Origin of the sequence: Pseudomonas sp. MM227 (assembly GCF_947090715.1) — a bacterium.
In the GTDB taxonomy this organism is placed as follows: domain Bacteria; phylum Pseudomonadota; class Gammaproteobacteria; order Pseudomonadales; family Pseudomonadaceae; genus Aquipseudomonas; species Aquipseudomonas baltica.
Genome location: NZ_OX352319.1, coordinates 4,501,575 through 4,517,869, shown reverse-complemented (window position 1 = coordinate 4,517,869; position 16,295 = coordinate 4,501,575). Strand labels below are relative to the sequence as shown.

The following is a 16,295-nucleotide window of genomic DNA, read 5'->3' as shown; positions in this document are numbered from 1 at the left end:
GAAACCAGATCAGCAGCAGGGCGGCAAGCACCCCGGCAATGGCGAGCAGCAACGCCTGGTTGCCGGCGTTGGGCCGTGCGTTCGAAGCCTGGCCGTGCTCGGCCGTCTTGGCATTGCGAGGAAATCCTTTCACCTGTCATCTCCGCATTGAACGCGTTGGAACGGCATGGTCTCGCCACGGCCGCCTGCTCTGCATGGCCGTTTACTGGGTGCCGGAGTGACCGAAACCGCCGGTCCCGCGCTGGCTTTCGTCGAAGCTTTCGACCAGCTCGAAATGGGCTTGCACCACCGGTACCAATACCAGTTGGGCGATGCGCTCGCCCACTGTCAGGGTGAACTCGGTGTGGCCACGGTTCCAGCACGAAACCATCAGTTCGCCCTGGTAATCGGAGTCGATCAGGCCGACCAGATTACCCAGCACGATGCCATGCTTGTGGCCCAGGCCCGAGCGCGGCAGGATCAGCGCCGCCAGGGCCGGATCACCGATGTAGATCGACAGGCCGGTAGGAATCAGCAAGGTCTGCCCAGGTGCCAGCAGTGTGTCTTGCTGCAACATGGCGCGCAGGTCCAGGCCGGCGGAGCCGGGTGTGGCGTAGTGCGGCAGCGGGAAGTCCCGGCCCAGGCGTGGGTCGAGGATTTTGGCTTGAAGGGCGTGCATGAATGTCGTTAAACCTGATCGAGGCGCTTGGCGATGAAGGAAACCAGCTGGCGGGCGATCTTGCCCTTGCTGGTCTGGGCGAAAGCAGTGGTCTGCAGCTGGCGGTCGATCACGCTGCAGGCGTTTTCTTCGCTGTTGAAACCGATGCTGGGGTTGGCGACGTCGTTGGCCACGATCAAATCCAGGTTCTTGTCCTGGAGCTTGCGCGCGGCATAGTCGAGCAGGTGTTCGGTTTCGGCGGCGAAGCCGACGCTGAATGGGCGGTCGGCGCGGCCGGCGATGGTCGCCAGGATGTCCGGGTTGCGCACCATCTGCAGCAACAGGCCGTCACCGCTGGCCGGGTCTTTCTTGAGCTTCTGCGCGGCCACCACTTCGGGGCGGTAGTCGGCCACGGCGGCGGATGCGATGAACACGTCGCAGGGCATGCCGGCTTCGCAGGCAGCGAGCATATCGCGTGCGCTGACCACATCGATGCGCGTCACGCGGTCGGGCGTGGGCAGGTGCACCGGGCCACAGATCAAGGTGACGCGGGCGCCGGCCTCGACGGCCGCTTCGGCCAGGGCAAAGCCCATCTTGCCGGAGCTGTGGTTGGTGATGTAGCGCACCGGATCGATGTTTTCCTGGGTCGGGCCGGCGGTGATCAGCACGTGCTTGCCGGTCAAGGCCAGGTGCTCGAAGCAGTCGGCCGCGCACAGCGCAAGCTCGGTGGCTTCGAGCATGCGGCCCAGGCCGATGTCGCCACAGGCCTGGCTACCCGCAGCCGGGCCGAAGACTTTCAGGCCACGGCTGCGCAGCAGGTGCAGGTTGTCCTGGGTGGCCGGATCGCGCCACATGGCCTGGTTCATGGCCGGCGCGATGGCCACGGTGGCATCGGTAGCCAGTACCAGCGTGGTCAGCAGGTCGTTGGCCATGCCCTGCGCCAGGCGCGCCATCAGGTCGGCAGTGGCGGGGGCGATGAGCACCAGGTCGGCCCATTTGGCCAGCTCGATATGGCCCATGGCGGCTTCGGCCGCGGGGTCCAGCAGGTCCATGTGTACCGGGTGGCCGGAAAGCGCCTGCAGCGTCAGCGGCGTGATGAACTCGCTGCCGCCCTTGGTCATTACCACGCGTACTTCGGCACCCTGCTCCAGAAGCCTACGTACCAGCTCGGCGCTCTTGTAGGCGGCAATGCCGCCGCCGACGCCCAGAATGATGCGTTTTCGATACAGCCGCTGCATAGGCCTGCCTTTATCATCTGGTAATAACACCACGGTGAAACCGCCTCCCGGGGCCGGGTCGCCGTGCAAAAAGTTGCGCTAAGATAGCACAGCGCTCGCTATGGAACAGCGAGGCTCACAGACAGGGAGTGGGGATGAGTATTCGCGATTGGCCCGAGGCCGAGCGGCCACGTGAGCGCCTGCTGGCGCATGGTCCGGGCAGTCTTTCCGATGGCGAGCTGCTGGCGATATTCCTGCGTACCGGCGTGGCCGGGCACAGCGCCGTGGACGTGGCGCGCAACCTGCTGATCCGCTTCGGCGGCCTGCGGGCCCTGCTCGAGGCAGACCAGAAAACCTTCAGTCAGCACTTCGGCATGGGGCCTGCCAAATACGCCCAGCTGCAGGCCTCCATCGAGATGAACCGCCGCTACATGGCCGAGCGGCTGAACCGCGGACCGGCCATGGAAGATCCCGAGTCGGTGCGCCGCTACCTCAAGGCCAAGCTGCGCCATGAGCGCCAGGAAGTGTTCGGTTGCCTGTTCCTGGACACCAAGCACCAGCCGTTGGGTTTCGAGGTGCTGTTTCGCGGCACCATCGACAGCGCGGCGGTGTATCCGCGCGAAGTGGTCAAGCGGGCCATAGCCATGAACGCCGCGGCGCTGATCCTGACGCACAATCACCCTTCCGGAAACCCGACCCCGAGCCAGGCCGACCGCGCGCTGACCCAGCGCCTCAAGGAATCACTGGCACTGGTCGACGTGCGCGTGCTCGATCACATCATCATCGGCGAAGGCGAGCCGCTGTCGATGGTCGAGCATGGCTGGATGTGAGTGGCCTCGCTGCGTCCTATTTACCTACAGACACCTTGGAAAAGTCCTGCCGGCCGAACGGGCTGACGCTGTACCCCTCGACGCCCTTGCGGGCCAGCACGGCCGCCGTCGGGTGTGCCAGTGGCAGCCACAGCGCCTGCTGCTGGATCTGCATCTGGGCCTGGTGGTACAGCTTGCTGCGTTGGGCCTGATCGGTCACCGCCTTGCCATCACTGATCAGCTTGTCCAGGGTCTTGTCGCAATAGCGCGCGAAGTTGGTCCCGGACTGTACCGCCGCGCAGGAAAACTGCGGCGTCAGGAAGTTGTCCGGATCACCGTTGTCGCCAGCCCAGCCCATGAACAACAGGTCATGCTCACCGGCCTTGGCACGGCGGATCAGCTCGCCCCATTCGATCACGCGGATCTCGGCCTTGATGCCGACCTTGGCCAGGTCCGCCTGCAGCAGCTGCGCCCCCAGGCTGGGGTTGGGGTTGAGCAGGCTGCCCGATGGGCGGGTCCAGATGGTGGTGTTGAAGCCGTCCTTCAGGCCGGCCTTGGCCAGCAATTCGCGCGCCTTGGCGGTGTCCTGCCGGTAACCCGGCAGGTCCCGCGCATAGCTCCAGGTATTGGGCGGGTAGGGCCCATTGGCCGCCTCCGCAGTGCCCTCGAACACGGCCTTGAGGTAGCTGTCCTTGTCGAACGCCAGGTTGATCGCCTGGCGCACTTCGGGCTTGTCCAGCGGCGGGTGCTGGCTGTTGATGGCCAGGAACGCGGTCATGAAGGCCTCGGTCTTGATCATCTGAAGGCTCTTGTCGTCGGCGGCTGCGGCAATGTCCAGCGGCTTGGGCGAGAGGGTCAGTTGGCACTCATTGCGCCGCAGCTTCTGCAGGCGCACGTTGGCGTCCGGGGTGATGGCAAACAGCAGCGGGTCGACCGCAGGTTTGCCGGCGAAGTAGTCCGGGTTGGCCTTGTAGCGCACCACGGCGTCCTTCTCGAAGCGTACGAAGATGAACGGGCCGCTGCCGATCGGCTGGCTGTTGAGTTTTTCCGGAGTACCGGCCTGCATCAGTTGCTCGGCGTATTGCGCCGAATAGATCGAGGCGAAGCCCATGCTCAAGGTCGCCAGGAACGTCGCATCGGGATGATCCAGGGTAAACCGGACGGTCAGCGGATCAGGCGCCTCGATCTTCTTGATCAGCCCCGGCAGCTGCATCGACTGGGCGTGCGGAAAGCCACTCTGCGCGACCTTGTGCCAGGGGTTGGCCGGGTCGAGCATGCGCTGGAAGCTGAACAGCACGTCCTGCGCATTCAGCTCGCGGTCGGGCTTGAAGTACGAGGTGCCGTGGAACTTGACGCCGGGGTGCAGCTTGAACGTGTAGGTCAGGCCATCGGCCGATACGGCCCAGCTGTCCGCCAGGCTGGGAACGACCTTGCCGGCTTTGGCATCGAACTCCACCAGGCGGTTCATCAGCACGTCGGCCGACGCGTTGGTGGTGGTCAGTGAATTGTACTGGACCACGTCGAAGCCTTCGGGGCTGGCCTCGGTACAGACTGTCAGCGGCGCGGCATGAGCCAGCGCAGAGGCAAACAGGGGAGCAAGCAAGAACGGCAAAGTCGCAAGACGCATGGTGTGTTCCTTGGCGTGTCGAGGGCCCATCTGCCTATGCAGTCTGGAGAAAAGTCCTACCCTAGAGATGTCCGGCAGCGTTGACTATCCCTAAATCGTTTTTTTGCGCGACGAGTGGTCGTGCCGCAGCACGCCCGCCACTGCTGCGCGTGAGCCAGTAGCTGTGTTGCGCGACACATTGATTGTGCATCTGCAGTTGTTGCGCCCAAGGCTTTCTGGTATAAAGCAGCGCTCTTTTCTAGGGCCCTGTTCCTCTGCCTTTACGGTGAGGTGGGTAAGACCCTGAAGAAACGCGGCGCCGTGCGCCAAATGACTGAAAGATAAGCGGCCAACCCATGCCGGGTTGGGCATGTGGTTTTAGAGGGCTGAGGCATGTCGAGAGTCTGTCAAGTTACCGGTAAGGGTCCGGTGACTGGGAATAACATTTCCCACGCAAACAACAAAACCCGTCGTCGTTTCCTGCCGAACCTGCAGCATCACCGCTTCTGGGTTGAAGAAGAGAAACGTTTTGTGCGTCTGCGCGTATCCGCCAAGGGCATGCGTATCATCGACAAGCGTGGCATCACTGTCGTGCTGGCCGAAATCCGTCGCGATGGCGGCAAGGTTTAAGGGAGCTTTATCATGCGTGAATTGATTCGTTTGATCTCGAGCGCCGGTACTGGTCACTTCTACACTACCGACAAGAACAAGCGTACTACCCCGGACAAGATCGAGATCAAGAAATTTGATCCGGTTGTTCGCAAGCACGTGATGTACAAGGAAGGCAAAATCAAGTAATTGATTTTGGCGACCAGAAAAAGGCCCGTATCGAAAGATGCGGGCCTTTTTTTTGGTGTGAATTCTGGATCGCGGGGGTGCTTTCGCGGGTAGAACCCGCTCCCACAGGTGCACTCGCTCTTACAGGGGGTGTGTGGAGCAGCCTCAATCCTTGGCTTCGAACACCACGTAGATCTTGCGGCAGGCTTCCAGTACTTCCCAAGTGCCACTGAAACCGGCGGGGATCACGAAGCGGTCGCCGGCGCGCAGCGTCTTGCCGTTGCCCTGGCTGTCGCGCAACACGGAGACGCCCTGCACGATTTCGCAGTATTCATGCTCGGTATAGTTGACTGTCCATTGCCCTACCTGGCCTTCCCATACTCCCGCGTTCATCTGCCCGCAGGGGCTCTGGTAGTGGTTGAACAGTGTCTGTTCGGGGTCGCCGCCAAGGATCTTCTCGGGCGCAGGCCGGTAGCGTTCCGGGGCGACGCTGTGTTGAGCAAAATCGACGATGCTGGTGATGTTCATGCAGGAAACCCCTCGCTTGTTGGATAAAACGCACATCCGTGGGCCTCTGTGCGCCAAGTGTCAAATATATTGAAAAGCGTCACACCGGTGGTTTAGGGTGGTTCGATGTCATCCCGTCCAGCCTTGCACGGCCGGGCTTTGCATTCAATCACAGGAGATCCGTATGACCACTCTGACTCGCGCTGACTGGGAACAACGTGCCCAGCAGCTGAAGATCGAAGGGCGCGCGTTCATCGACGGCGAATACACCGACGCCGTGTCGGGCCAGACCTTCGAATGCGTAAGCCCCGTCGATGGCCGGCTGTTGGCCCAGGTGGCCAGCTGCGACGCTGCCGATGCCCAGCGAGCGGTCGAGAATGCCCGCGCCACGTTCGACTCCGGCGTCTGGGCCAAGGCGGCACCGGCCAAGCGCAAGGCCACCCTGATTCGTTTCGCCAGCCTGTTGCGGGAAAATGCCGAAGAGCTCGCGCTTCTGGAAACATTGGACATGGGCAAGCCGATCAGCGATTCGCTGAACATCGACGTGCCTGGTTCGGCCAATGCCCTGGCCTGGAGCGGCGAGGCCATCGACAAGGTCTACGACGAAGTCGCCCCGACCCCGCACGATCAGCTCGGCCTGGTCACCCGCGAAGCCGTGGGCGTGGTCGCCGCAGTGGTGCCGTGGAACTTCCCGCTGATGATGGCCTGCTGGAAGCTGGGGCCGGCCCTGGCCACGGGCAACTCGGTGATTCTCAAGCCTTCGGAAAAATCTCCGCTGACGGCCATTCGCATCGCCCAGCTGGCGATCGAGGCAGGCATTCCCAAAGGTGTGCTCAACGTGCTCCCGGGCCACGGCCACACGGTGGGCAAGGCGCTGGCTCTGCACATGGACGTGGACACCGTGGTGTTCACCGGCTCGACCAGGATCGCCAAGCAACTGATGATCTACGCTGGCGAGTCGAACATGAAGCGCGTCTGGCTGGAAGCAGGTGGCAAGAGCCCCAACATCGTGTTCGCCGATGCGCCGGACCTGCAGGCCGCGGCCGATTCGGCAGCCAGTGCCATTGCCTTCAACCAAGGCGAAGTCTGTACGGCCGGTTCACGCCTGCTGGTGGAACGTTCGGTCAAGGAGCGCTTTCTGCCGATGGTGGTCGAGGCGCTCAAGGGTTGGAAACCCGGCAACCCGCTGGACCCGGCGACCAACGTCGGTGCGCTGGTGGACACCCAGCAGATGAACACCGTGCTGTCGTACATTGCGGCCGGTCAGGAAGGCGGCGCAACGCTGCTGGTGGGCGGCAAGCGCATCCTCGAGGAAACCGGCGGCACTTACGTAGAACCGACCATTTTCGATGGCGTGACCAATGCCATGAAGATCGCCCAGGAAGAGATTTTCGGGCCGGTATTGTCGGTGCTTACCTTCGATACTGCCGAGGAGGCCGTGCGCATCGCCAACGACAGCGCCTATGGCCTGGCCGCCGCGGTATGGACGGCGGACATCTCCAAGGCGCACCTGACGGCCAAGGCGTTGCGTGCCGGCAGCGTGTGGGTCAATCAGTACGATGGTGGCGACATGACCGCGCCGTTCGGTGGCTTCAAGCAGTCGGGCAACGGCCGTGACAAGTCGCTGCACGCGTTCGACAAATACACCGAATTGAAGGCCACCTGGATCAAGCTCTGATCCATCGCCAGGGGGGCTGGGGAATCAAAGCATCTTTTCCAGCCCCACTGCCTCGCTGAACCATGCGTTCAGCCTTCGCCACCAGTCACCCGGTTCGCGATGCAGGGTATGCATCTGCTGGTGGTCCTCGGTATCCCATACCACCTGGCCATTTTCCAGGCGCACTTGATAGCTGCGCGCAGGCGACATGCCCTCATGGGCCAGGTGGCGCATCTGCGCTGCCAGTTCCGGGCTGTCGACCAGCACCCCGACCTCGGTATTCCACAGCACCGAACGCGGATCGAAATTGAACGAGCCGATGAAGGATTTGCGCGCATCGAAGATCATCGCCTTGCTGTGCAGGCTGGAATCGGAACTGCCGGTGAAACTCAGGGACACGTCGCCATCGTCACCTGGCTGGCGACGCAGTTCGAACAGCTTCACGCCATGTTCGAGCAACGCCTTGCGGTAGGGCACGTACCCGCCGTGTACTGCGGGTACATCGGTGGCTTCCAGTGAATTGGTCAGCAGGCTGACGTCGACCCCGGCGTCGGCGCGCCCGGTGAGGTAGTCGCGGCCAGCCTCGCCCGGTACGAAATAGGCAGAGATCAACATCAGTTCATGCTTGACCCGGGTCAGCTCAGGCGCGAGCTGGGTGGTCAGCAGCAGGTGCGGATCGGGCTCGCCGCGGGCCAGCACCTTGGTTGGCGCATCCCACAGCGCCTGGCCCCAGGCCCAGATCAGTTGCTGCCGCCAGATGTCCATCTGTGGCGCGCTCTGATAGGTCATCAGGCGTTCGTAGAGGACATGGTGCTGGCGTCTGGATTCAAGCAGCGACTGCTCCAGGCGCACGCGCGTGGATGCCAGGTGCCTGGCCGTGGGAACGGTGAACAGAAAGTTGGCGATCGGCTGGCTCAGCGCACTGTTCCAGTACTGATCGAAGCTGTAGCCCAGTTGCTGGGCCACCGGCCCGAAGCCGAGCAGGTCGATGTCGGTGAAGTTCATGTCCGGCTCGGCGTCGAAGTATTCGTCGCCCAGGTTGCGCCCGCCGACGATGGCCACGCTGTTGTCGGCCAGCCACAGTTTGTTGTGCATGCGCCGGTGTTGCCGGGACAGTTGCAGCAGGCGGCCCACTGCACGCGTGGCGCCGGTGGATCGGCCCAGGTGCGTCGGGTTGAACAGGCGGATCTGGATGTTCTGATGCGCGGCCAGGGTGGCGATGGTCTTGTCCAGGCCATCGCTGGTGGTGTCGTCCAGCAGGATGCGCACGCGCACGCCGCGGTCGGCGGCCTTGAGCAGCTCGTCGACCAGCGCCCGGGTACTGAAACCGTCGTGGACGATGTAGTACTGCAGGTCGAGGCTGCCCTGGGCGTTGCGGATCAATTCGGCGCGTGCGCGAAACGCCTCATCGCTGCTCGACAACAGGCGGAACCCCGATTGTCCGTGGTGGGCCTGTACCTGAGCCTGCACCGACCTGCCGAAGGCCGATTGTTCGGCCGGTAACATCTCGCTGTAGTCCCGCGGCGCGTTCACGCTGGCGCAGCCTTGCAGGGCCAGGATCAAGGTCAACAGCAGCGGTAACAGCCTGGGGCAGGGCAAAGCGATCATCCTTGGCAGAGGGGGAGACGTGCAGTTCGACCCTGGCAGGCCGTCAAAGGTCGGCATCGGGGTGTGGATTTTCCACCAGCAGTTGCCGTGCGCAGCTGCCCACCGCGCGCACCGCGGCCTCTATCTGCGGCGTGGGCTTGCTGGCGAAGTTCATGCGCAGGCAATTACGGTATTTGCCCGACGCCGAAAAAATGCTGCCCACCGCGATCTGCACCCCCTGGTCGAGCAGCAGGCGGTTGAGCTTGAGGGTATCGAAGCCGTCGGGCAATTCGACCCACAGCATGAACCCGCCTTGCGGGCGGCTGCAGCGGGTGCCGGCGGGAAAGTAACGAGTGACCCAGTCGATCATCAGGTCGCGGCTGCGCTGATACTGGGTGCGCATGCGCCGCAGATGCGGTTCGTAGTGGCCGCCCTTGATGAACTCGGCGATGGCCAGCTGCGGCTGTGTCGATGTCGACCCGGTGCCGATGTACTTCATGTGCAGCACCCGTTCCAGGTAGCGGCCCGGGGCAACGAAACCGATCCGCAGACCCGGCGCCAGGGTCTTGGAGAACGAACTGCACAACAGCACTCGGCCGTCTTCGTCGAACGACTTGATCGTGCGCGGACGTGGGTAGCTGAAAGCCAGGTCGCCATACACATCGTCCTCGATGATCGCCACGTCGAAGCGCTGGGCGAGCGTCAGCAGCGCGCGCTTGCGGGCTTCGGGCATGACGTAGCCCAATGGGTTGTTGCAGTTGGGCGTCAGCTGTATGGCCTTGATCGGCCACTGCTCCAATGCCAGTTCAAGCGCCTGCAGGCTGATGCCGGTCAGCGGGTCGGTGGGGATTTCCAGAGCCTTCATGCCCAGGCCCTTGAGCGTCTGCATGGCGCCGAAGAAGCTCGGCGAGTCCACGGCGACGATATCGCCGGGTTCGCAGATGGCGCGCACGCTGGCCGACAGCGCCTCGTGGCAGCCAGTGGTGACCACCAGTTCGCCAATGCTCAACTGGCAACCGGCGTCCACCAGCAACCGGGCGATCTGCTCGCGCAAGGCCTGGGTGCCGTACAGCGAATCGTAGTACAGGCCTGGCATGGCCTGGTGTCGGCTCAGGCGGGCCAGCTCGCGCAGCAGGGGGCGCAGGGTCGGGCTGCTGACATCGGGCATGCCGCGGCCCAGCTGCACCACATCATCACGCGGCGCGGCGCGCATCAGTTCGACAACCTGGTCCCACTGCGAGATTTCCACCGGACGCTGCATGGGCCGGCCTACCGCTGGCAGCGCCGGCAGCTCACGGACGGTGGGCACGAAATAGCCGGATTTGGGCCGCGGTGCCGCCAAGCCGTGGTCTTCGAGCTGGCGATAGGCTTGCTGCACGGTGCTCAGGCTGACGCCGTGCTCGATGCTCAGGGCGCGCACCGAGGGCAGTCGATCGCCGGGGCGATAGAGGCCCTGTTCGATGCGCTGAGTGAGCAGCTGGGCGAGGTTCATGTACAGGGTCATAGGGTCGCTCGCGCGGGTAACCATACAGATGCGCCCAAAATACAGCATTCAGACCGGTAGGTCAGCTGGCTGTATGGAAAACATAAGCCCTTTTTGAATCTGTATGAGATGCCCTCGGCTGCGGCACCATGGCCTTGCTGTCCAAACACTTCAAGGAGAACGGCCATGAACGGCTTGACTGATGTACGTCTGCTGCTGCGCACCGAAGAATTGCTGGAAGAGCCGAGGCTGCGCGCCTGCGCCGAGCGCGCACCGGCAGACCTGGGACGTTGGGCGCTGATGCTGCATCGCCTGCGCACACGGCCAGCCTTGCTGGAACTGGACAAGGACCAGTTGCGCGATATCGGCCTGGATGCGCAGCAGGCGCGTAGCGAAGGCTTGAAGCCGTTCTGGCGCGTGTAGTGGTGCCGGGTCCTGGGCAGCTGGAGCGTTCGCAGCTTTAGCCCAGTTCCTTGAACCGGTGCCAGAGCATGCCCAGCGCCAGCAGCGGCGAGCGCAGGTGACGACCACCAGGAAAGGTCATGTGCGGGACCTTGGCGAACAGGTCGAAGCCGCGGCTTGCCTGGCCACTGATGGCCTCGCCAAGCAGCTTGCCGGCCAGATGGGTAACGTTCAGGCCGTGCCCGGAGTATGCCTGGGCATAGAACACGTTGGGCTGTTCCTTCAGCCGGCCGATCTGCGGCAAACGGTTGGCGCCGATGCCGATCATGCCGCCCCACTGATAGTCGATGCGCACATCCGCCAGTTGCGGGAACACCTCGAGCATCTTGGGCCGCATGTACTGGGCGATATCCTTCGGGTCACGCCCTGAATAGTGACAGGCACCGCCGAACAGCAAGCGCCGATCGGCAGACAATCGGTAGTAGTCGACCGTCACGCGCTGGTCGCACACCGCCGTGTTGCGCGGCAGCAACTGCCGCGCCTGCTCGGCATCCAGCGGCTCGGTGGCGATGATATAGCTGCCTGCAGGCAGCACCTTGCCGCTCAGCTGTGGGTTGAGATCGTTCAGGTAGGCATTGCAGCCCAGCACCAGGTAGCGTGCCCGTACCTGGCCCTGAGCGCTGTGCACGCGCACCTGCGGGCCATACTCGATGCGTGTCACCCGCGAGTGCTCGAAAAGCTGCACGCCGAGCTGGCGCGCCACCTCGGCTTCGCCCAAGGCCAGGTTCAGCGGATGCAGGTGGCCGGAGCCCATGTCGACCAGGCCGCCGTGGTAGCGATCCGACCCGACCACGCTGCGCATGTCCTGCGCTTCGACGATCTGCAACTCATGCGCGTAGCCCAGGCTGCGCAGCGCCTCGGCTTCTTCCATAAAGCCCTGCAACTGGGCCGGTTTGTTGGCCAGGTCACAGTAGCCCCAGGTCAGGTCGCACTCGATACGATGCTGGTCGATGCGCCGGCGCACGATTTCGACCGCTTCCAGCCCCATCAGGGTCAGGTCGCGCACACCGTCGTCGCCGATGACCTTGCGGAACTGCTCCAGGCCGTGGCCGACCCCACGAATCAATTGCCCGCCGTTGCGCCCACTGGCGCCCCAGCCGATCTGGTGGGCTTCGAGCAGCGCGACGCTGAGCCCGCGCTGAGCCAGCTCGATCGCGGTATTGAGCCCGGAGAAACCGCCGCCCACCACGCAGACGTCGACGCTGACCTCACCCAGCAGGGGCGGGTATACCGGCTGCCGGTGCAGGCTGGCGGCGTAGTACGAAGCGGCGTGCTCGGCGTGAGCATTCATGGATAGGGTCCTGATGGCAGTGTGTGGAAAACCTGACGCAGCATAAGCCGGGGTTTCCCATGGCGGCAACCGCGCGGCACAATGGCGCCTTGCCCACCAGGTGACCCGTCATGAGCTGCAACAGCCACAAGCTCCGCTTTCTTCGCGAGCAGATTCCCTCGTTCGAATGCGTGCCGGGCTGCCACGACTGCTGCGGTCCGGTGACCACATCGTCCGAGGAAATGGCCCGGCTGCCGCGCAAGACGGCCGCCGAGCAGGAGGCCGCGATGGCCCGCCTCGACTGTGTGCACCTGGGGCCGCAGGGATGCACGGTGTACGAGGAGCGCCCGCTGATCTGCCGGCTGTTCGGGACCACGCCGACATTGCCGTGCCCCAACGGACGGCGCCCCACCGAGCTGATCGACCCTGCCGTGGAACATCAGGTGCACAAGCTGATCGCCAGTACGCGTCAGGTGCTGGTTTGAAGCGTCTGTGGATCAGTCCGGCACCGGCAGGTTCAGGCTCTCCTTCACTTCTTCCATGACGATGTAGCTCTTGGATTCGCGCACGTGGGGCAGTTTCAGCAGGATATCGCCCAGTAGCTTGCGGTAGGACGCCATCTCCGAGATACGTGCCTTGACCAGGTAGTCGAAGTCACCCGACACCAGATGGCATTCCAGCACATGGGGCAGCTTGAGCACGGCGCGGCGAAACTCTTCGAAGGTATCGCCCGACTTGTAGTCCAGGCTGATCTCGACGAACACCAGCAGGCTGCCGCGCAGATGCTGCGGATTGAGCCGGGCGTAATAGCCCATGATGATGCCTTCGCGCTCCAGGCGGCGGACTCGCTCGGTGCACGGTGTGGTCGACAGGCCGACCTTCTCGCCCAGTTCGGTGAACGACATGCGCCCGTCGGCCTGCAGGATGCGCAGGATGTTGCGGTCGATCTTGTCGAGTTCGCGTTTGCTCTGGTGCTGGGTACGCACAGGCGATGCCCCTCCGTTAAAGCGCTGATGGCCGAGAATTGTCGCCAAATATAGCCTTGCATACAGTGAAAAGCACTGGCTGGACCTTTTTATACTGCCCACATCTTCGGACCTAACATCTTACGTCAGCGGATTTCCGCGATGAGGGCGACACACATGCGCGTTCTGGTACTCGGTAGTGGTGTGATCGGCACCGTCAGTGCCTATTATCTGGCTCGGCAGGGCATGGATGTGACCGTGGTCGATCGCCAGCCGGCCGTCGCCATGGAAACCAGCTTCGCCAATGCCGGGCAGGTATCGCCGGGCTATGCCTCGCCCTGGGCGGCGCCGGGTGTGCCGCTCAAGGCAATCAAATGGCTGCTGGAACGTCATTCACCGCTGGCGATCAAGCTGACCGGCGATGTCGACCAGTACCTGTGGATGGCGCAGATGCTGCGCAACTGCACCGCCAGCCGCTATGCGGTGAACAAGGAGCGCATGGTGCGCCTGTCCGAGTACAGCCGCGACTGCCTCGACGAACTGCGCGCGGAAACCGGCATCGCCTACGAAGGCCGCACCCTGGGCACCACTCAGCTGTTCCGTACCCAGGCGCAACTGGACAACGCGGCCAAGGACATCGCCGTGCTGGAACAGTCCGGCGTGCCCTACGAATTGCTCGACCGCGAGGGCATTGCCCGCGTCGAGCCGGCCCTGGCATCGGTGACCGGCATTCTGGCCGGCGCCCTGCGCCTGCCCAACGACCAGACTGGCGATTGCCAGATGTTCACCACCCGCCTGGCGCAGATGGCCAAGGATCTGGGTGTGCAGTTCCGCTTCGGCCAGGCCATCGAGCGCCTGGATTTCGCCGGCGACCGCATCAACGGTGTCTGGATCGACGGCAAGCTGGAAACCGCCGACCGCTACGTGCTGGCACTGGGCAGCTATTCGCCGCAGTTGCTCAAGCCATTGGGCATCAAGGCGCCGGTCTACCCGCTCAAGGGCTATTCGCTGACCGTGCCGATCACCCACCCGGCGATGGCGCCGACCTCGACCATTCTCGACGAGAGCTACAAGGTCGCGATCACCCGTTTCGACAACCGTATCCGCGTGGGCGGGATGGCCGAAATCGCCGGTTTCGACCTGAGCCTGAACCCGCGTCGCCGCGAGACCCTGGAAATGATCGTCAATGACCTGTACCCGCAGGGCGGCGATCTGGCCCAGGCCAGTTTCTGGACCGGGCTGCGGCCTACCACCCCCGACGGTACGCCGATCGTCGGTGCCACGCCGTTCAAGAACCTGTTTCTCAACACCGGTCACGGCACCCTGGGCTGGACCATGGCGTGCGGCTCGGGGCGCTTGCTTGCCGACCTGATCGCGCGTAAAACGCCGCAGATCAGCGCTGCCGGTCTCGACATATCGCGCTACGGCCAGCCGCACGACACGGTTCGCCGAGGCCAGTCAGCGCCGGCGCACTCGTAAGTTTCACACCTGCTCCTCGCCCGGTTCGGTATGCAACCGGGCGACTTCGTCAACTTTTGCACAAGAAGCCCGCCATGCGTCCAGCTCGCGCCTCGATCGACCTTTCGGCCCTGCGCCACAACTATCGCCTGGCGCGTGAAATGAGCGGGGCCAAGGCGCTGGCAGTGGTCAAGGCCGACGCCTACGGTCACGGTGCAGTGCGCTGCGCGCAGGCGTTGGAGGGCGAAGCGGACGGGTTCGCCGTGGCCTGCATCGAGGAAGCCCTGCAACTGCGCGCGGCTGGCATCGAGGCACCGGTGTTGCTGCTCGAAGGTTTTTTCGAAGCCAGTGAATTGCCCCTCATCACCGAGCATGGGCTGTGGTGCGTGGTGCACTCGCTGTGGCAGCTCGAAGCCATCGAGCAGGCGCGGTTGAGCCAGCCGCTGCAGGTCTGGCTCAAGCTCGACTCGGGCATGCACCGCGTGGGCCTGCACCCCAAGGATTACCAGAGCGCCTATCAGCGCCTGCTGGCCAGCGGCAAGGTGGCCAAGATCGTGCTGATGAGCCATTTCGCCCGCGCCGATGAACTGGACTGCCCGAGCAGTACCGAGCAATTGGCGGTATTCGACACGGCGCGCCAAGGCCTGTCAGCCGAAGTCAGCCTGCGCAATTCCCCGGCCGTGCTTGGCTGGCCGCAGATCCCCAGCGACTGGGTGCGTCCGGGCATCATGCTTTACGGTGCCACACCGTTCGAAACCGCCACGCCTGCCAGCGCCGCTCTGCAGCCGGTGATGACCCTGCAATCCAAGGTCATCAGCGTGCGTGAGCTGCCTGCCGGGGAGGCCGTGGGCTACGGTGCGCGCTTCGTCACCCAGCGGCCGAGCCGAATCGGCGTGGTGGCCATGGGTTATGCCGATGGCTACCCGCGCCTGGCACCCAACGGGACGCCGGTGCTGGTCGACGGCGTACGCACCGGGTTGGCAGGGCGGGTGTCGATGGACATGCTCAATGTCGACCTGACCGATGTGCCCCATGCCGGCGTCGGCAGCACGGTCGAACTGTGGGGCAAGCAGGTGCTGGCCAGCGACGTGGCCCATGCCGCCGGGACCATCGCCTACCAGATCTTCTGCAACCTGCGCCGGGTGCCTCTGCAGTACCTCTAGCGCAACCGCTGGCGCCACGGTCGGGGCGCGTTGCGCCCATGTGCCGCGGCGGCGCCTGCCAATGTGTTGTAAATCCCGAACGCTGTTGCCATGATACCGGCCATCATGAACTGCACAGCATTCCAGGAGGCTTACGCATTGGACGTCGGCGAACGACTGCAAGCCATTCGCAAACTCAAGGGTTTGTCCCAGCGTGAACTCGCCAAACGGGCGGGCGTCACCAACAGCACCATTTCCATGATCGAGAAGAACAGCGTGAGCCCCTCGATCAGCTCGCTGCGCAAGGTGCTGGGCGGGATCCCGATGTCCATGGTCGAGTTCTTTTCCGAAGAGCTGCAAGCCGAACGGCCGACCCAGGTGGTCTACAAGGCCAGTGAGCTGATCGATATCTCTGACGGCGCGGTCACCATGAAGCTGGTGGGCAAGGCCCATCCAAGCCGGGCCATTGCCTTTCTCAGCGAGGTCTATCCACCCGGCGCCGACACGGGCATGGAAATGCTCATGCATGAAGGCGAAGAGACCGGCATCCTGGTGGAGGGGCGCCTGGAATTGGTGGTTGGCCAGGATACCTATGTGCTGGAAGAGGGCGACAGCTACTACTTCGAAAGCAGTAAGCCGCATCGCTTCCGCAATCCGTTCGATACGCCGGCACGCCTTATCAGCGCCGCCACACCGGCCAATTTCTAGGGAGCCTGTG

Annotated in this window: 17 protein-coding genes; 9 read left to right on the top strand and 8 right to left on the bottom strand. The window is 63.7% G+C overall.

What is annotated here, in order from left to right:
• Positions 1 to 202: 202 nt before the first annotated feature.
• Both dut and coaBC read right to left on the bottom strand, forming a co-directional pair.
• Positions 203 to 658 carry a dUTP diphosphatase gene (gene dut, locus ONG87_RS20600; RefSeq protein WP_122479962.1) on the bottom strand — a complete coding sequence of 152 codons (456 nt, stop codon included), beginning with the start codon at positions 656 to 658 and terminating at the stop codon, positions 203 to 205.
• A gap of 8 nt (positions 659 to 666) precedes the next feature.
• Complete coding sequence (coaBC, locus tag ONG87_RS20595) at positions 667 to 1,875, bottom strand: bifunctional phosphopantothenoylcysteine decarboxylase/phosphopantothenate--cysteine ligase CoaBC (protein ID WP_122479961.1); 1,209 nt, start codon at positions 1,873 to 1,875, stop codon at positions 667 to 669.
• A 134-nt stretch (positions 1,876 to 2,009) separates the two neighbouring features.
• Here coaBC and radC point away from each other — a divergent pair, with 134 nt between their 5' ends.
• A complete protein-coding gene (gene radC / locus ONG87_RS20590) occupies positions 2,010 to 2,684 on the top strand; it encodes a DNA repair protein RadC (protein ID WP_122479960.1) in 675 nt (224 codons plus the stop codon).
• A 16-nt stretch (positions 2,685 to 2,700) separates the two neighbouring features.
• On the opposite strand, the gene ONG87_RS20585 is transcribed toward radC, so the two are convergent.
• On the bottom strand, positions 2,701 to 4,290 hold the full coding sequence (locus tag ONG87_RS20585; RefSeq protein WP_264381959.1) for an ABC transporter substrate-binding protein: 1,590 nt from the start codon (positions 4,288 to 4,290) through the stop codon (positions 2,701 to 2,703).
• Between the two features lie 372 nt (positions 4,291 to 4,662).
• On the opposite strand from ONG87_RS20585, the gene rpmB reads away from it, so the two are divergent.
• The gene (gene rpmB / locus ONG87_RS20580) at positions 4,663 to 4,899 is read left to right on the top strand and encodes a 50S ribosomal protein L28 (protein WP_122479958.1); all 237 of its coding nucleotides are present in this window, start codon (positions 4,663 to 4,665) and stop codon (positions 4,897 to 4,899) included.
• Between the two features lie 12 nt (positions 4,900 to 4,911).
• Positions 4,912 to 5,067 carry a 50S ribosomal protein L33 gene (gene rpmG / locus ONG87_RS20575; protein WP_022960960.1) on the top strand — a complete coding sequence of 52 codons (156 nt, stop codon included), beginning with the start codon at positions 4,912 to 4,914 and terminating at the stop codon, positions 5,065 to 5,067.
• A gap of 144 nt (positions 5,068 to 5,211) precedes the next feature.
• On the opposite strand, the gene ONG87_RS20570 is transcribed toward rpmG, so the two are convergent.
• Positions 5,212 to 5,574 carry a cupin domain-containing protein gene (locus tag ONG87_RS20570; RefSeq protein ID WP_122479957.1) on the bottom strand — a complete coding sequence of 121 codons (363 nt, stop codon included), beginning with the start codon at positions 5,572 to 5,574 and terminating at the stop codon, positions 5,212 to 5,214.
• 163 nt (positions 5,575 to 5,737) lie between these two features.
• On the opposite strand from ONG87_RS20570, the gene ONG87_RS20565 reads away from it, so the two are divergent.
• Positions 5,738 to 7,231, top strand: a complete 1,494-nt coding sequence (locus ONG87_RS20565) for an aldehyde dehydrogenase (RefSeq protein ID WP_122479956.1) — start codon at positions 5,738 to 5,740, stop codon at positions 7,229 to 7,231.
• Positions 7,232 to 7,255: 24 nt separating this feature from the next.
• Here ONG87_RS20565 and ONG87_RS20560 read toward each other — a convergent pair whose 3' ends face one another.
• Positions 7,256 to 8,818: a phospholipase D family protein gene (locus tag ONG87_RS20560; protein ID WP_264381958.1), complete on the bottom strand. Its 1,563-nt coding sequence runs from the start codon at positions 8,816 to 8,818 to the stop codon at positions 7,256 to 7,258.
• 43 nt (positions 8,819 to 8,861) lie between these two features.
• The gene (locus ONG87_RS20555) at positions 8,862 to 10,301 is read right to left on the bottom strand and encodes a PLP-dependent aminotransferase family protein (RefSeq protein WP_192055119.1); all 1,440 of its coding nucleotides are present in this window, start codon (positions 10,299 to 10,301) and stop codon (positions 8,862 to 8,864) included.
• 165 nt (positions 10,302 to 10,466) lie between these two features.
• On the opposite strand from ONG87_RS20555, the gene ONG87_RS20550 reads away from it, so the two are divergent.
• A complete protein-coding gene (locus tag ONG87_RS20550; RefSeq protein ID WP_264381957.1) occupies positions 10,467 to 10,703 on the top strand; it encodes a DUF1127 domain-containing protein in 237 nt (78 codons plus the stop codon).
• A gap of 37 nt (positions 10,704 to 10,740) precedes the next feature.
• Here ONG87_RS20550 and ONG87_RS20545 read toward each other — a convergent pair whose 3' ends face one another.
• Positions 10,741 to 12,033: an FAD-binding oxidoreductase gene (locus tag ONG87_RS20545; protein ID WP_122479952.1), complete on the bottom strand. Its 1,293-nt coding sequence runs from the start codon at positions 12,031 to 12,033 to the stop codon at positions 10,741 to 10,743.
• Between the two features lie 110 nt (positions 12,034 to 12,143).
• Here ONG87_RS20545 and ONG87_RS20540 point away from each other — a divergent pair, with 110 nt between their 5' ends.
• Positions 12,144 to 12,497, top strand: a complete 354-nt coding sequence (locus ONG87_RS20540) for a YkgJ family cysteine cluster protein (RefSeq protein ID WP_122479951.1) — start codon at positions 12,144 to 12,146, stop codon at positions 12,495 to 12,497.
• A gap of 12 nt (positions 12,498 to 12,509) precedes the next feature.
• Here ONG87_RS20540 and ONG87_RS20535 read toward each other — a convergent pair whose 3' ends face one another.
• On the bottom strand, positions 12,510 to 12,998 hold the full coding sequence (locus ONG87_RS20535) for an Lrp/AsnC ligand binding domain-containing protein (RefSeq protein ID WP_043192202.1): 489 nt from the start codon (positions 12,996 to 12,998) through the stop codon (positions 12,510 to 12,512).
• A 156-nt stretch (positions 12,999 to 13,154) separates the two neighbouring features.
• Between ONG87_RS20535 and dadA the strand changes: the two genes are divergently transcribed.
• The 3 genes from dadA to ONG87_RS20520 all read left to right on the top strand — a co-directional run bounded on the left by dadA (position 13,155) and on the right by ONG87_RS20520 (position 16,285).
• The gene (dadA, locus tag ONG87_RS20530) at positions 13,155 to 14,456 is read left to right on the top strand and encodes a D-amino acid dehydrogenase (RefSeq protein ID WP_264381956.1); all 1,302 of its coding nucleotides are present in this window, start codon (positions 13,155 to 13,157) and stop codon (positions 14,454 to 14,456) included.
• Between the two features lie 74 nt (positions 14,457 to 14,530).
• The gene (gene alr / locus ONG87_RS20525) at positions 14,531 to 15,598 is read left to right on the top strand and encodes an alanine racemase (protein WP_192055114.1); all 1,068 of its coding nucleotides are present in this window, start codon (positions 14,531 to 14,533) and stop codon (positions 15,596 to 15,598) included.
• A gap of 138 nt (positions 15,599 to 15,736) precedes the next feature.
• Positions 15,737 to 16,285 carry a cupin domain-containing protein gene (locus ONG87_RS20520; RefSeq protein WP_122479948.1) on the top strand — a complete coding sequence of 183 codons (549 nt, stop codon included), beginning with the start codon at positions 15,737 to 15,739 and terminating at the stop codon, positions 16,283 to 16,285.
• Positions 16,286 to 16,295: the final 10 nt, after the last annotated feature.

What these genes read in the sequence shown, in the direction of transcription:
- dut (WP_122479962.1), bottom strand. Translation starts at nt 658, where the DNA reads ATGCACGCCCTTCAAGCCAAAATCCTCGACCCACGCCTGGGCCGGGAC.
- coaBC (WP_122479961.1), bottom strand. Translation starts at nt 1,875, where the DNA reads ATGCAGCGGCTGTATCGAAAACGCATCATTCTGGGCGTCGGCGGCGGC.
- radC (WP_122479960.1), top strand. Translation starts at nt 2,010, where the DNA reads ATGAGTATTCGCGATTGGCCCGAGGCCGAGCGGCCACGTGAGCGCCTG.
- ONG87_RS20585 (WP_264381959.1), bottom strand. Translation starts at nt 4,290, where the DNA reads ATGCGTCTTGCGACTTTGCCGTTCTTGCTTGCTCCCCTGTTTGCCTCT.
- rpmB (WP_122479958.1), top strand. Translation starts at nt 4,663, where the DNA reads ATGTCGAGAGTCTGTCAAGTTACCGGTAAGGGTCCGGTGACTGGGAAT.
- rpmG (WP_022960960.1), top strand. Translation starts at nt 4,912, where the DNA reads ATGCGTGAATTGATTCGTTTGATCTCGAGCGCCGGTACTGGTCACTTC.
- ONG87_RS20570 (WP_122479957.1), bottom strand. Translation starts at nt 5,574, where the DNA reads ATGAACATCACCAGCATCGTCGATTTTGCTCAACACAGCGTCGCCCCG.
- ONG87_RS20565 (WP_122479956.1), top strand. Translation starts at nt 5,738, where the DNA reads ATGACCACTCTGACTCGCGCTGACTGGGAACAACGTGCCCAGCAGCTG.
- ONG87_RS20560 (WP_264381958.1), bottom strand. Translation starts at nt 8,818, where the DNA reads ATGATCGCTTTGCCCTGCCCCAGGCTGTTACCGCTGCTGTTGACCTTG.
- ONG87_RS20555 (WP_192055119.1), bottom strand. Translation starts at nt 10,301, where the DNA reads ATGACCCTGTACATGAACCTCGCCCAGCTGCTCACTCAGCGCATCGAA.
- ONG87_RS20550 (WP_264381957.1), top strand. Translation starts at nt 10,467, where the DNA reads ATGAACGGCTTGACTGATGTACGTCTGCTGCTGCGCACCGAAGAATTG.
- ONG87_RS20545 (WP_122479952.1), bottom strand. Translation starts at nt 12,033, where the DNA reads ATGAATGCTCACGCCGAGCACGCCGCTTCGTACTACGCCGCCAGCCTG.
- ONG87_RS20540 (WP_122479951.1), top strand. Translation starts at nt 12,144, where the DNA reads ATGAGCTGCAACAGCCACAAGCTCCGCTTTCTTCGCGAGCAGATTCCC.
- dadA (WP_264381956.1), top strand. Translation starts at nt 13,155, where the DNA reads ATGCGCGTTCTGGTACTCGGTAGTGGTGTGATCGGCACCGTCAGTGCC.
- alr (WP_192055114.1), top strand. Translation starts at nt 14,531, where the DNA reads ATGCGTCCAGCTCGCGCCTCGATCGACCTTTCGGCCCTGCGCCACAAC.